The 13488-nt window shown below is 60.0% G+C and carries 13 protein-coding genes; 6 read left to right on the forward strand and 7 right to left on the reverse strand.

All coding sequences use genetic code 11. The features are described 5' to 3' along the window. Positions 1-107: 107 nt before the first annotated feature. The 3 genes from SPITH_RS08315 to pcnB form a co-directional block, all read right to left on the reverse strand. Entirely contained in the window at positions 108-377 is a 270-nt protein-coding gene (locus SPITH_RS08315; protein ID WP_014625220.1) for a HepT-like ribonuclease domain-containing protein, read from the reverse strand. After that, complete coding sequence (locus SPITH_RS08320; RefSeq protein WP_155816539.1) at positions 374-664, reverse strand: nucleotidyltransferase family protein; 291 nt, start codon at positions 662-664, stop codon at positions 374-376. The genes SPITH_RS08315 and SPITH_RS08320 overlap by 4 nt, the downstream gene beginning before the upstream one ends. 99 nt (positions 665-763) lie before the next feature. Beyond that, a complete protein-coding gene (pcnB, locus tag SPITH_RS08325) occupies positions 764-1831 on the reverse strand; it encodes a polynucleotide adenylyltransferase PcnB (RefSeq protein ID WP_245523366.1) in 1068 nt (355 codons plus the stop codon). 121 nt (positions 1832-1952) lie between these two features. On the opposite strand from pcnB, the gene hisS reads away from it, so the two are divergent. Both hisS and SPITH_RS08335 read left to right on the forward strand, forming a co-directional pair. Beyond that, complete coding sequence (gene hisS, locus SPITH_RS08330; RefSeq protein WP_014625223.1) at positions 1953-3266, forward strand: histidine--tRNA ligase; 1314 nt, start codon at positions 1953-1955, stop codon at positions 3264-3266. Positions 3267-3317: 51 nt separating this feature from the next. Further along, a complete protein-coding gene (locus SPITH_RS08335) occupies positions 3318-5831 on the forward strand; it encodes a helicase-related protein (protein WP_014625224.1) in 2514 nt (837 codons plus the stop codon). Here SPITH_RS08335 and aroB read toward each other — a convergent pair whose 3' ends face one another. Further along, the gene (gene aroB / locus SPITH_RS08340) at positions 5832-6875 is read right to left on the reverse strand and encodes a 3-dehydroquinate synthase (protein ID WP_014625225.1); all 1044 of its coding nucleotides are present in this window, start codon (positions 6873-6875) and stop codon (positions 5832-5834) included. 239 nt (positions 6876-7114) lie between these two features. Between aroB and SPITH_RS08345 the strand changes: the two genes are divergently transcribed. Next, the gene (locus SPITH_RS08345; RefSeq protein WP_013314363.1) at positions 7115-7420 is read left to right on the forward strand and encodes an RNA recognition motif domain-containing protein; all 306 of its coding nucleotides are present in this window, start codon (positions 7115-7117) and stop codon (positions 7418-7420) included. A 213-nt stretch (positions 7421-7633) separates the two neighbouring features. Further along, positions 7634-9106, forward strand: a complete 1473-nt coding sequence (locus SPITH_RS08350) for a polysaccharide biosynthesis/export family protein (RefSeq protein ID WP_041624075.1) — start codon at positions 7634-7636, stop codon at positions 9104-9106. Between the two features lie 89 nt (positions 9107-9195). On the opposite strand, the gene SPITH_RS08355 is transcribed toward SPITH_RS08350, so the two are convergent. After that, complete coding sequence (locus SPITH_RS08355) at positions 9196-9528, reverse strand: ArsR/SmtB family transcription factor (RefSeq protein WP_014625227.1); 333 nt, start codon at positions 9526-9528, stop codon at positions 9196-9198. A gap of 347 nt (positions 9529-9875) precedes the next feature. Between SPITH_RS08355 and SPITH_RS08360 the strand changes: the two genes are divergently transcribed. Further along, positions 9876-11030, forward strand: coding sequence for a cysteine desulfurase family protein (locus SPITH_RS08360; protein WP_014625228.1), 1155 nt, complete (start codon positions 9876-9878; stop codon positions 11028-11030). Positions 11031-11124: 94 nt separating this feature from the next. Next, positions 11125-12309, forward strand: coding sequence for a tRNA uracil 4-sulfurtransferase ThiI (gene thiI, locus SPITH_RS08365; protein WP_014625229.1), 1185 nt, complete (start codon positions 11125-11127; stop codon positions 12307-12309). Positions 12310-12352: 43 nt separating this feature from the next. On the opposite strand, the gene SPITH_RS08370 is transcribed toward thiI, so the two are convergent. Then, entirely contained in the window at positions 12353-12592 is a 240-nt protein-coding gene (locus tag SPITH_RS08370; RefSeq protein ID WP_014625230.1) for an FmdB family zinc ribbon protein, read from the reverse strand. A 102-nt stretch (positions 12593-12694) separates the two neighbouring features. After that, on the reverse strand, positions 12695-13480 hold the full coding sequence (gene hisF / locus SPITH_RS08375; protein ID WP_014625231.1) for an imidazole glycerol phosphate synthase subunit HisF: 786 nt from the start codon (positions 13478-13480) through the stop codon (positions 12695-12697). Positions 13481-13488 lie beyond the last annotated feature (8 nt).

Consider the following 13488-nt stretch of genomic DNA (forward strand, 5'->3'; position numbering starts at 1 on the left):
CATGGTGGGGCCACTGTGCCCCTCCTTCGAGCCGGGGCTCATAGGAACGAGTCAAGGATCAGTCTGATCTACTGCTTCACACTAGGTAACCGCTGTGTAATAGTCTTTCATACGAGATGATAATCCACTCCAAAATAGGCATGAATCAGTTTATCCCGCATTCCCGCCATCTCTTTCCAGGGGATATGGGGATATCTCTCTCGAAGCTCAAGAGGTATTTGTTTCGCAGCTTCTCCTATTACCTCGAGTTTTCGAAGAACAGCGCTCGATGTCTTATCGTCAGTCATAAACTCATTGATATCCATTCCTTCGATGAAGGATTCTATACTCTCTATGGCAGCAGAGATATCCTTCATGTAGAGGGTATAATCTCTCATACAAAAACAACGTCCTTACGCACGCTTTCTTGGAGGTTCTCCCCGAGGGCTCTAGAGGATACAAGATCGACAGGACGGTGGAGGTGCTTTTCAAGATACTGTGAAGCCCCCACAAGATCAAAGAGATCTGCCTCTTCCTCGAACTCCACGAGCAAGTCAATATCACTCGATTGGGTCTGCTCATCCCTGGCAAAAGATCCGAACAATGCGATGCTCCGGATTCGATAGCGGTCTTCGAGCACAGGTTTAAGGGTTCTCAAGAGACTGATGAGTTCCTGTCGGTTCATCTTCTCATTCTTCATAGGCACGAGTTCCCCCGCCCCTTGTGCTGTTTCTTCTTCGATCTTTCTTTAAAACATACACCACCTGCCATCCTCTTCACCACTCTACCCCTCCCCTCGCGCATCCTGTACGGCCACGTGTCGCACGCGTCGTCGCCTCCGCCGTTTCCGCCGCCTCTTGCGCAGCACCCGCCTGAGCGCCGCATCCACGTCGCGGTTGGGGGGAGTGAAGGGCCTGAGGAACTCCTTGAAGGCCCGGTAGAGCTCCTTGAAGGGGAGATCCCTCATCCCGTCTCGCTCCACGAAGAGCCGGGCGAAGGGCAGGATGAGGACGTCGCGGTCCACTTCCCCTTCCCGCACCAGTCTGTCGAGCCGCTCGAATTCCTCGTGCCACCGAGCGAGGGGTATCCCCGGCCCGGCAGCACCCAGCACCTCATGCACGTGAGGCAGCAGGTGGTCGAACAGATGGAACCTCTGCAGGGCTTCCCACACCGACGACGCCTCGCCGCAGGCCAGGATTTTGTAGATCTCCTCGGTGAGCCGCGAGGTCGAGACTTCTTCGAGCCGCCAGGCATCGTCCCGTATCTTCCGCACGAGCTCTTTGGGCATCTCGAGCTCCATCCGGGCGTGATACTTCACGGCCCTGAGCATGCGCACCGGATCCTCCTCGAAGATCCGATCGAGCGGAATGATGGGGACAAGCCTTCGTTCCCTCACGTGGGTGAACCCGTCGACGAAATCGAGGATCTCCTCGGAGAAGGGATCGTAGTAGAGGGCGTTCACCGTGAAGTCCCTGCGGAAGGCGTCTTCCTCGATGCTGCCGTACGCGTTGGGGTCGTCGGCTCGGGCCGATCGAAACGTGGTCACCTCCACGTACTCGTCCTTCGTCACGTACACGTGGACCAGCCTGAATCTGCGCCCTATCACCCGCGCATAGGGGAAGAGTCGCTTGATCCTCCCCGGGGTGGCGCACGTGACGATGTCGAAGTCCTTCGGGTGCTTTCCCAGGAGGAGGTCCCTCACCGCGCCGCCCACCACGTAGGCGGTGTGCCCCGCCTTCCTCAGTCGGCGTATCACCATGAGGGCATGGTGATCGATCGCCTCCCGCCGTATGCCATGCTCCTCGACTCCGTACACCTTTGCAAACGGGATCGGTGTCCCATCATCGGTCATTCGATAACGTATCCGCACGTTGCCCAAGCCTTCCCTTTATTCACACAGAAATATATGATACACAGGAGTATCTTCCACATTCTATACGAAAAGATGGGAAAAACACAAGGAGAGAGGATTCATGATACAACCTCGTGTTCTCAAAGGATTTAGAGACTTCCTTCCCGATCTCGAGGCGAGGAAGAAGTCCATCGTCCGCACCCTCGAGGAGGTGTTCACTTCGTTCGGCTACCTTCCCATCGATACTCCGGTACTCGAGTACGCGGAGATCCTCCTGGGGAAGTCGGGGGGCGAGACCGAGAAACAGGTGTACCGCTTCACCGACCACGGAGGAAGGGACGTGGCGCTCAGGTTCGATCTCACGGTGCCTTTCGCCCGGTTCATGGCCCAACACATGGCCGAGCTCTACCTTCCCTTCAGGAGGTACCACATCGCCAAGGTGTTCCGTGGAGAGAACACCCAGCGGGGCCGCTACCGGGAGTTCATGCAGTGCGACTTCGACATCGTGGGACCCGACAGCACGTCGGCCGATCTCGAGGTGCTCCTCATCATGCAGAAGGCTCTCGCTTCGCTGGGGATGGAGCGGTTCACCATCCACCTCTCCCACCGGGGGGTGCTCCAGGACTTCCTCGCCCGGCTCGAGGTGTCTGAACCGGTGGAGGTGTTGCGCACCGTGGACAAGATCCGCAAGATCGGCCGGGAGAAGGTGCGGGAGACGCTCGCACAGCTTTCCGACGAGGAGCGGGCCGGGCGTATCCTCGACTTCATCGCTCCTGGTTCGGAGCCGGAGGAGGCGCTCTCCCGCATGGAGGAGGGGGTGGGTGCCGACAACCCACACCTCGCGAGACTCAAGGAGATCTGGGCGGTCATAGGCGAGTTGGGACTCGCCAGATTCTTCACCATCGACCCCTCCATCACGAGGGGACTCGACTACTACACGGGGGTGGTGTTCGAAACCTTTCTTTCGGATCTGCCCGACATAGGTTCGGTGTGCTCCGGCGGACGGTACGACAACCTGGTGGGGCTCTACAGCGCCCAGTCCATGAGCGGGGTGGGGGCGTCTATCGGGCTCGACCGGCTCATGGCGGCCATGCAAGAGCTGGGCATGCTCGAGGCGATCCCCACCATGGCGCCCGAGGTGCTGGTGGTGTGCATGGAGGAACGGTTCCTCGCCCACTACCATGGGGTGGCCGCAGCCCTGCGGGCCCGCGGTGTACGGACCGAGGTATACCCACAGGCACGCAAGCTGGGGCAGCAGTTCTCGTATGCCGAGAAGAAGGGGATACCGTTCGCCCTCATCATGGGTGAAGATGAGATCGCCGCCGGCGCCATGGCACTGAAGGATCTCGCCGCCCGCACCCAGCGCGTGGTACGGGGCCTCGAGGAGGTGGTGCACGCGGTGGAGCACCGACGTGAGGGTGTGCATCCGTCCTGAATATGTGTATGTTTGTCACAAGAATTTTCGATCATGGAGTAACATGTGTCTATGGATCCCAAAAAGCTGCCGGTATATCAGCAAAAGGACAAGATTCTCGAAGCACTGCAGACGCACCAGGTGATCGTGGTCGAGAGCCCGACGGGTTCTGGAAAGACCACCCAGCTTCCCATCATCCTCCATGAGGCGGGGTACACCCACGAGGGGATGGTGGGTATCACGCAACCGCGACGGATCGCCGCCGTATCGGTGAGCGACTTCATCGCCAAGGAGCTCGGCACGAGTGTCCCCGGCCTGGTGGGCTACAAGATGCGGTTCGAGGACATGACCACCCCGGCCACACGCATCAAGGTGATGACCGACGGTATCCTGCTCCAGGAGCTCAAAGGGGACTACGAGCTCTCACAGTATTCAGTCCTCATCGTGGACGAGGCCCATGAGCGGAGTCTCAACATAGACTTCATCCTGGGACTCCTCAAACAGATCGTGCAGGTACGGCCCGAGTTCAGGGTCATCATCTCCTCGGCCACCCTCAACACCCGGATCTTCTCCGAATACTTCTGGGACTGCCCCATCATCTCCATAGATACCCGCACCTATCCGGTGGAGGTCGTCTACGATCCCCCCGATCCCAACCTGGGCGAAGATGCGGTGTACGACAAGATCGTAGAGATCGTGGAAAAGGTGGTGGTGAAAGAGGAGCGGGAGGGGGATCTCCTCATCTTCCAGCCGGGGGAGGCCGACATAAAGGCGACCATCGGCGCACTCCTCTCCACCCCTTTCGCCCACAGGCTCTACGTCCTCCCTCTCTATGCGCGACTCAGCAAGGAGGAACAGGAGGCGGTCTTCCCTCCCGCCCCTCCGGGCAGGACGAAGGTGGTGGTGGCCACCAATATCGCGGAGACGAGCGTGACCATCGACGGGATCACCACGGTGATCGATCCGGGTACGGCCAAGATCAACTACTACAACCCCAAAACCTTCACCTCCTCCCTGATACAGATGCCCATCTCCAAGGCGTCGGCCGAGCAGCGACGCGGGAGGGCAGGGCGTACTAGGCCGGGGGTGTGCTACCGCCTCTATACGGAGGAGGACTTCCAGAACCGGCCCGCCTTCACCATGGAGGAGATCTACCGTACCGACCTCTCCGAGGTGGTGCTCCGCATGGCCGACCTGGGGATACGCGACTTCGCCTCGTTCGACTTCATCTCCCCGCCGGAGCGCGCCGGCATCATCTCTGCAGTGGAGACCCTCCACCTCCTCGACGCCCTCGACGAGGGGAACAACCTCACCCCCATCGGCCAGATGATGGTGGAGTTTCCCCTCCTGCCACGGCACTCGCGCATGATCCTGGAGGCGGCCTACCGCTATCCCGAGGTGATGCGTGAGGTGCTCATCGCCGCGTCGTTCCTCACCACTAAGAATCCCTTCCTCCTCCCCCAGGACGAGGAACTGGAGGCCCGGAGCGCCCACCACAGCTTCAGGGACAAGCTGGGTGACTTCGTCTCGTATCTCAAGCTCTTCCGCGCCTACCAGGCCGCGCGGGACAAGGAGCGGTTCTGCCGGCGCTACTACCTCGACGAACGGGTGATGGACGAGATCCTCAACATAGAGGGTCAGCTCGAGCAGATCGTGGTGGACCTGGGGCTCCCCCTTCAGGAAGGAGGCCCCCTCAAGCACTACCTGTGCGCCGTGGCGCGCGGCCACATCCAATTCGTGTGCATCCGTTCGGGGAAGAACACGTACCGTACGCTCACCGCCGACAAGATAGAGATACACCCCGGGTCGGTCATGTACCGGGAGCGGCCGGACTACATCGTGGCCGGCGAGATCGTGCGGACGAGCAAGACCTTCGCGCGGTCGGTCTCCCCCCTCAAGGAGGAGTGGCTCGACGAGATCGCCCTGGGACTCGCCCAGAAGCTCGCCGAAAAGGCGAAGAAGAAGGCACTGAAAACCGAGAAGGGAAGGAGGAGGAAGGCCGAGCAGGAGATCACCCTGGGACGCCACACCTTCCCCCTCGCCACGTCCAAGAGCAAGAAGAAGATGGTGATCCTCCCCTGGAAGGAACTCAGGGAGGCCGTGGTTCGGGAGGGGGCCGTGCTCCCGCACTTCTATCGTGATCTCAAGGGCAAGATCCTCTACCAGGACTACGAGATCATGTCGGGAGAGAAGCTGGAAGAGCTCGTGGAGGTCGCGCGGCTCGTGCGCCTCCCGCACGACTTCACCGAGCGCTGGCCCCGGGGGAAGAACTTCTCCGTGCCCCGTATGCTGAAAGACCTGGTGAAGCACCTTCCCCTCGTGCTCAAGGTGGCACCGGTGAAGAAGCAGGGCAAGCGCCTCGGGTTCCTCGCCCTCAGGACCGACGGGATAGGGACATTCTGGTTCTCTGCGATGCGGAACTACCTCATGGCGGCAGAAGAAAGCCTCGCAGCCCTGGAGTACCTCATCGACCAGCTCGCCTCGGTAGAGGACCCGGCGATACACGAGACCGTGAACAGGATATACCGCAAGCTCTCGAAGGCCGTGCTCCTGGAACAGGAACCCGTGGAGGGGGAGGAGGAGTAGTCACTCCACGAACCGCTTCACGATTTCTGTGAGGACGGCCTCCTCCGGGTCCACCAGGAGGGTGTCTCCCATTCGACGCTGGACCACACACCGGATCTTCCCTCGCTGTTTCTTCTTGTCCATGCGCATGGCCTCGAGAAGAGCGGGAGGGGAGATCCCTCCGTCCACGGTGGAAGGATACCCATAGGCATCGAGGAGGGCCGTGATCCTCTCCGCATAGGCCGCATCGGTGAGGCCGAGCCTGCTCCCCAGCTCCAGGGCACAGCGGATACCCCAGGCCACGGCCTCGCCGTGCGTGAAACGGGAGAAACCGGTGACCGACTCGAGGGCATGACCGAACGTGTGTCCAAGGTTGAGGAATGCCCGCCTCCCCCCTTCTCTGAAGTCCGACTCCACCACCTCGGCCTTCACCCTCAGAGCCCGTTCCACCATCTCCTGCACGAGGGCCTTCTCCCGTAGGAGGATCCGCTCTCGTTCCCTCTCAAGCACGCGGAGGAGATCCTCATCGCCCAGCATGGCACTCTTTATCACCTCTGCGAGTCCGCTCCGGTACTCCCGCTCGGGCAGACTCGCCACGAACGGCACCGCAAGGCGCACTTCCCGGGCGGGATAGAAGGTGCCCACCATGTTCTTGTAGGAAAGGAAGTCTATGCCCGTCTTCCCGCCGAGAGCCGCATCCACCATGGCGAGCAAGGTGGTGGGGACGAGCACCACCTCTATCCCCCGCATGTAGAGCGAAGCGGCAAAGGCGGTCACGTCGGTGACCGCACCCCCTCCCACCCCCAGGAAGACCGCATCCCTGCCGAAACCTCGGGAGAAGCCTTCCCCGAGGATTCGCTCCACGCTCCCCCAACGTTTCCCCTGCTCCCCGGGGGGAAGGATCACCTGCGGATACCTGAGGGTGGGAGGGAGGAGCGCCCCGACATGCTCGTCGGTCACGAGCAGCACGTCCCTGTCTTCGAAACCAGAGAAGACCTCATCGAGCGAACTGCGGACCACTGTGGTGGTGAACTCGCCGAGCCGAACGGAAAACAAAACATCCATGGAGGGGAGTATAACAGGGACTAAAAAGACGCACAACGGCACCCCACCTCGAAATTATCACGAATTTTGCCTTTCCCCCTTGACCCTTACTCATAAAAAGAGTACTGTATATGCGAGTTAAGGAAACGGCAGAAAGCAAGGGTCATTTTACACCTTTTCCTTCCTGAACATTTCCCCATACTCCTCTATCGTAGATAGAGTCACTGTTCACTCCCTTCGGGGAAAGAGGATTTTTTTGTATGTCTTTCAAGATTTACGCGGGTAATCTCAATTACCAGACCACAGAGGACACGCTCCGCCAGCTCTTCGAGCAGTACGGAGAGGTCGAGTCGGTGAAGATCATCACCGATCGTGATTCGGGTTTTTCCAAAGGCTTCGGTTTCGTGGAAATGGCGAGCGAAGAGGCGGGCGAAGCTGCTATCAGCGCGCTCAACCAGCACGAGGTCGACGGCAGGCAGCTGAGGGTCAACAAAGCCCATGAGCGAGGAGGCCGATCCTCATTCGGAGGCGATCGCTCACGTGGCTCTTCATATCGTTACTACTAAAGAAAACGAAATGACGTCACAAAGGCCGGCTGGAGCCGGCCTTTTTTCATTCCAGGGGAAGGGAGCCGTCGAGGGCTGTCAAGATGGAGTGTATAAAGGCCCTGCACGGGGACAGGAGGAACGCGCACCTACCGGTTCCTCCTGCCTCGTCGTCAGACGCGTGGTCGACGGCGCCCGGTTGACCCCGCTTTTCGGCTCTGTTAGCATGCTCGCATGAGAAGAAGCCTGCTTTTCCTTATGGTGTTGTTTCTTGGGGGAAGCATCACCGTTTCCGCTCTCGACAAACAGGAGATCGCTCAGAAGATACAGCACATACCCGACTATGAACCCGTGCCGGGCGATGTCTATACCCTCACCCTGGGGCTGGGAGGACTCATCAACGGTGGAGAGGTGAAGACCATCCAGATCCCCCTCCAGCAGGACTACACCATGGAAGTGCCCTTCCTGGGGACCATCAGCGCCCGTGGGAGGACCTTCCAGGATCTCCGGAAGACAGTCCTTCAAGGAATAAAAAACCGAGTCTCACTCCAGTACGTGGACTTCACCCTCACCGTGCCTGCGGTCTTCGATGTAGTGGTATACGGTGCGGTGAACACTCCCGGCAAGACCACGGCATACTCCCTCATGACCCTCTACGAGGCTCTCGGTGCGGCTGATGGCCCACGGGAGGGGGCGAGCCTGAGGCATGTGCAGCTCGAACGGAAGGGCACCGTCACCTCATACGACCTTCTCGCCTTTCTCGCCTTCGGGGACGAGACCCAGAACCCCCGTCTCAAGCCCGGGGACAAGATCCACGTGCCGGTGGCTCAACAGGGAGTAAAGATACAGGGCGCGGTCCTCAATCCCGGATCGTTCGAGCTCGTGGAGGGTGATACACTCACGACCATGCTCTCCTTTGCAGGGGGTGTACTTCCCACTGCCTCACCCGATGTCACGGTGCTCAGACTCGACGAGGGGGGCCAGTACCGCACCCTCACGACCTCCCTCGATGAGGCGGACCGCTTCGTGCTTCAGAACGGTGACGTCATATCGATCTCCTCCCGGCTCGAACAGGCGGGTTCCGTCGTGGTGGAAGGGGCATTCTTTGGAAAGAGCGCGGAAAAGCCCGAGGCGCGTTCCATCCCCGAGGCCCCCGTCAGGGTGAGTATCCCCTATCACGAGGGCATGAGTGTCCTGGAGGTCCTCAAACTGGTGGGAGGACCCACGCCGTACGCCGCCGCCGAGAAGGCGCGTATCATCAGGAAAGACGGGTCCAGCCTCGCCCTGCCCCAGCTCTCCGCACTCTGGGAGACCGGTGATGCAGGGATGGATGTGCCTCTCAAGCCGGGTGACTACTTCGTGGTGCCCATGAAACCGCTCAAGGTCTTCGTGGGAGGCAACGTGAACAGCCCCGGTTCTTTCCCCTTCGCGGCGGGGTACACCGTAGGAGAGTACCTCGCTCTCGCCCACGGCCTCGACCCAAAGACCGGGAGTCCTGATGCACTCTACTTCGTCTCCGCCGACGGTACGGCCACCAAGGTGGACCTCACCACGGTGGTGGAGGAACCGGGTACGGTGATCTACGCGGGCAACAATGCCTGGAAGTACACCACGGACACCATGGCGGATGTCTCCGTGGTGGTGGGCTTCTTCAACACCCTGGTGAACTTCGGGATAAACGTACTTGATCTGATCGGAAGATTCTAACAAATAGAGCTGATCCGGGAGGCGCTCTTCTTGAAGAGGAGAGGGCCTCCCGTCTCTTTTATTATTCGTCGATCCTTCCGATCATGCACTCAACTGCGGGAAGTCATGGATGTCCCTCCCTCTCGAGTCAAGATGAGAGAGAGAAGCTCCTTCACAAAGGGATCTATGAGGGAATATGTACGTTTGTTGCCTTTCACATCGGCCCGGACTATGCCGTGTTCCTTCAGCACCGCCAGATGCTGCGACACCACCGGCTGAGGTTGCTCGAGACAAGTCCACAGATCGGAGACACAGGGTTCCTCCCCTGTGGCGATGAGGCACAGCAACTTGAGGCGCACGGGATGCCCGCAGGCCTTCAACTTCCTCGCGTACTGTTCCACGAGCTCTTCCTCGAAACAGAGCAACTTTCCCTTCTCGTCCATGATCCGCTCCACATGATTACCGCATTAAGAAATAGCACTCGGCCTATGACTGAGACGCATCTCCAGGATACACAATTTCTCCAAAAATTGCAAATGTTTTTTCGAAGAAGAATGGCTCAAAGGAGATTCCATACACGGATCCGTATGAATCATATTCCTAATATACCGACATCCCGGTCAAACGTACAACGGGCATGGGAATCGACTCTTTTCTCTTGATTGGATCTCGAACCAGAAGAAGCCCCGCGGATTCCCCCCTCGTTCCCGGCGCTCGTCCGCCACGGACGGTCCCCGCATGAGCGGTTCGGCTTGAAGGAGGATGCCCTTTGAGGTATAGTTGAGCCACTATGAGGGTATACCTGGACTGGGCCGCCTCTTCCCCACCCGATCCCGAGATCCTCGACCTGCAACGACGGGTTGCGGAAGACATGTTCGCCAATCCCTCCTCCCTTCACACCATGGGCCGCAAGGCCCAGGAGGCGCTCCACCAGGCACGAGAGAAAGCGGCCCTGTCCCTCGGGACCACGACGGAACGCATATACTTCACCTCCGGGGCCACGGAGTCGAACAACATCGTTTTCACCTCGCTGCTCCTCAGACGGAGAGACGGCCATGTGGTGACCTCCGCCATCGAACACTCCTCGGCCTGGGAGCCGGCCCTCCTCCTCAAGCGCCTGGGTTACGAGGTGACGAGCGTGCGGCCCCGATCGGACGGGATACTCACCCCCGAGGATGTCGTGGAAGCAGTGAGACCCGACACCCTCCTCGTGAGCGTGATGTTGGTGAACAACGAGACGGGGGCCATCCAGCCGGTGAGAGAAATCGCGGAGGCGGTGCGGGAGCGGGCAGGAAGACGAGTCCACATCCACTCCGACGTGGTCCAGGCGGTGGGTAAGATACCGGTAGACCTCGAGGCACTGGGGGTGGATTCGGCCTCGGTGAGCATGCACAAGTTCAGAGGGCCGCGAGGAGTGGGGATACTCTATCTCGCCCGACAGATAGAGGTGCTCTACGCGGGCGGCGGTCAGGAGTGGGGGATGCGGCCGGGCACAGAGAACCTGCCCGGCATCGTGGCGGGTTCGGAAGCCCTCGTCCGGGCGGTACGCCGACGTGAGGAAGGGGCGGAACAGGCCTCCCGCCTCATGGGCCGCCTCATCGAAGGTCTGTGCGAAATGAAGGGGGTGCAGATCCTTCCGGAGGAACGGCTCACCGTGCCGGAACGATATTCCCCTTTCATCCTCACCGTGAGTTTTCCCCCCGTCCCCGGCGAGGTCATACAGCGGGTGCTGAACGATGCCGGATTCGCGGTCTCCACCGGATCGGCCTGTGCTTCCCACAAGGGCAAGGGGAGAAGGGTGCTCGATGCGATGGGTATACCGGAAGAGGTGAGCTTCTCGAGCATCCGCATTTCCATCGGCCCCGACACCACGGAGGATGACATCGAGGAGTTCCTGCGATATGCGAGGAAGGAACTCCCACTCCTCATGAAGGTGGCCCGATGATCTCGAGCCGGAGCAAGACCGCCTCATGCGCATAGGCCTCTCGAATCCACGGAAGCCGGTGGAACCATCAAGCTGAGACCGAAAGGAGTACGGGATGAGGAAGGTGTTCATCGTGATGTGCGGCGAACTCACCCTCAAGGGCGAGAACAAGGGTTTCTTCGAGGAGACGCTCAAGAGGAATATACTCCAACGCATCGGTGGAGACGTCCAGATCGAGCACAAACACCAGCGGTTCTACATCGCCTGCAGCCCCGATCGGGAGAGCAGAGTGAGAGAGGCTCTCGGCTCGACCTTCGGGATCGTGAAATACGCACCCGCCCTCGAGCTTCCCAAGGAGATGGAGGCCATAAAGGGAGCCGCCCTCCTCCTGGCCCGGGAGGCGGTAGAGACCACGGGGACTACCGTCTTCAAGATAGAGGCCAAGCGTACCGACAAGAGCTTCCCCCTCACCTCCTACGACATCGCAAAAGAACTCGGCGCCCTCCTCCTCGAACACGATCCCAGACTCTCCGTTCGGATGACCCGCCCCGACTGGAGCATCAAGGTGGAGATCAGGGACAAGGCCTACCTCTTCTGGGAAGAAGTGCCCGGTCCCGGGGGCCTGCCGGTGGGATCGAGCGGGACCGGCATGCTCCTCCTCTCGGGCGGCATCGACTCCCCGGTGGCCGGCTATCTCATGGCCAAGAGAGGCCTCTCCCTCCACGCCGCCTACTTCCACACCTATCCCTACACCTCGGACGACGCCCGCAAGAAGGTGGAAACCCTCGCCGCCATCCTGAGCCGGTGGACGGGGCGGGTGGTGCTCCACGTGGTACCCTTCACCGAGGCCCAGATCCACATCAATCGGCATGCCCGGAAGAACGAGATCACCCTCCACATGCGGGCAGCCATGGTCCGCATCGCCACCATCCTCGCCGGACGCGTGGGTGCATCCTGCCTCATCACGGGAGAAAGCCTGGGACAGGTTGCGAGTCAGACCGCAGAGAGCATGAGGTTCACCCAACACACCACCGATCTGCCCATCTTCCGCCCCCTCGTGGGGATGGACAAGCAGGAGATCATCGCCCTCGCGCGGCGAATCGGAACCTTCGAGACATCCATCCTCCCCTATGCGGACTGTTGCACGCTCTTCTCTCCGGAACATCCTCTCATCCGGCCTCACTTCGAACCGATGAGAGAGGCCTATAAAACGCTCGAGATCGACCCACACCTCAGGGAAGCTGCAGACAAGGCCGAACACCTCGTCTTCGAGCTTGGACAGCAGCGTGAGAAGGCATAAAAAATCGGGCCATTGGCCCGATCTCACTGACACATTCACACCCTCACGCTGCAGAGTCCTTGGCCTTCTTCTCCTCTTTCTTTTCCGGCTTGGAGGAGGAGCTCTTCTTCGAATCCGTCACATAGAACCCGCTCCCCTTGAAGATGATCCCTGTTCCGCCACTGATGAGGCGCCTCACGGTATTCCCGCACTCGGGGCATTCGCGTATCGGCTCTTCCGAAATCGATTGAAAGGCCTCGAACACATGTCCGCAACTCGTACACTCGTATTCGTACGTGGGCATAGCACCCTCCTTCTCCCTTCATACTCGTCGTCTAGGTGGGAATCATCACGAACCACGCTTTGTAGGGAATATACTATAGGGGGAAACCCCATGGCAAGAGGGTCAGGCTTCCGAAGGGATGCCGTCCATCCGGACGGGAATCCCCTCAGAGGCGAGGTACCGCTTGATCCCGGGGATGGTGTACGTCCCGTAGTGCACCATCGAGGCGATGAGGGCAGCATCCGCCTTTGCCTCTGCGAAGACATCTCTGAGGTGTTCGGGACGTCCGGCTCCTCCCGAGGCCACCACCGGGATACCCACCGCCTCCGAGATCATCCGCGTGACCACCAGTTCATACCCCTCCTGTGTCCCATCGGCATCGATGGAGTTGAGCACGATCTCACCTGCTCCCAACTGTTCGGCCTTCCTCGCCCACTCGAGGGCATCGAGATCGGTGGGGGTCCTTCCTCCGTCGATCACCACGCGATACCCCGAGGGCATTGAGGGGTCCTTGAGCACGTCCATCCCCAATACCACGCACTGGCTCCCGAAGAGGCCGGCTCCTTCCTCTATGACGGCAGGATTGCGCACCGCCTGGCTGTTCACGCTCACCTTCTCCGCCCCGGCGAGAAGCACCGCCCTCATGTCCTCCACCGAGCCGATCCCTCCCCCCACGGCAAAGGGGATGAAGATCTGCTCTGCCACCCGTGCCACCACGTCGATCATGATCTTCCTGCGCTCTGCAGAGGCGGTGATGTCGTAGAACACGAGCTCATCGACCCCCTGCTCGTAGTAGCGCCTCGCCATCTCCACCGGGTCCCCGATGTCCACGTTCCCCTTGAACTTCACCCCTTTGGTGGTCTTTCCATCCTTCACATCGAGGCACACGATGATGCGCTTCTTGAACATACCCGCCC

The sequence above is a fragment of the Spirochaeta thermophila DSM 6578 genome (assembly GCF_000184345.1).
Classification (GTDB): Bacteria; Spirochaetota; Spirochaetia; order Winmispirales; family Winmispiraceae; genus Winmispira; species Winmispira thermophila.

What these genes read in the sequence shown, in the direction of transcription:
- SPITH_RS08315 (WP_014625220.1), bottom strand. Translation starts at nt 377, where the DNA reads ATGAGAGATTATACCCTCTACATGAAGGATATCTCTGCTGCCATAGAG.
- SPITH_RS08320 (WP_155816539.1), bottom strand. Translation starts at nt 664, where the DNA reads ATGAACCGACAGGAACTCATCAGTCTCTTGAGAACCCTTAAACCTGTG.
- pcnB (WP_245523366.1), bottom strand. Translation starts at nt 1,831, where the DNA reads ATGACCGATGATGGGACACCGATCCCGTTTGCAAAGGTGTACGGAGTC.
- hisS (WP_014625223.1), top strand. Translation starts at nt 1,953, where the DNA reads ATGATACAACCTCGTGTTCTCAAAGGATTTAGAGACTTCCTTCCCGAT.
- SPITH_RS08335 (WP_014625224.1), top strand. Translation starts at nt 3,318, where the DNA reads ATGGATCCCAAAAAGCTGCCGGTATATCAGCAAAAGGACAAGATTCTC.
- aroB (WP_014625225.1), bottom strand. Translation starts at nt 6,875, where the DNA reads ATGGATGTTTTGTTTTCCGTTCGGCTCGGCGAGTTCACCACCACAGTG.
- SPITH_RS08345 (WP_013314363.1), top strand. Translation starts at nt 7,115, where the DNA reads ATGTCTTTCAAGATTTACGCGGGTAATCTCAATTACCAGACCACAGAG.
- SPITH_RS08350 (WP_041624075.1), top strand. Translation starts at nt 7,634, where the DNA reads ATGAGAAGAAGCCTGCTTTTCCTTATGGTGTTGTTTCTTGGGGGAAGC.
- SPITH_RS08355 (WP_014625227.1), bottom strand. Translation starts at nt 9,528, where the DNA reads ATGGACGAGAAGGGAAAGTTGCTCTGTTTCGAGGAAGAGCTCGTGGAA.
- SPITH_RS08360 (WP_014625228.1), top strand. Translation starts at nt 9,876, where the DNA reads ATGAGGGTATACCTGGACTGGGCCGCCTCTTCCCCACCCGATCCCGAG.
- thiI (WP_014625229.1), top strand. Translation starts at nt 11,125, where the DNA reads ATGAGGAAGGTGTTCATCGTGATGTGCGGCGAACTCACCCTCAAGGGC.
- SPITH_RS08370 (WP_014625230.1), bottom strand. Translation starts at nt 12,592, where the DNA reads ATGCCCACGTACGAATACGAGTGTACGAGTTGCGGACATGTGTTCGAG.
- hisF (WP_014625231.1), bottom strand. Translation starts at nt 13,480, where the DNA reads ATGTTCAAGAAGCGCATCATCGTGTGCCTCGATGTGAAGGATGGAAAG.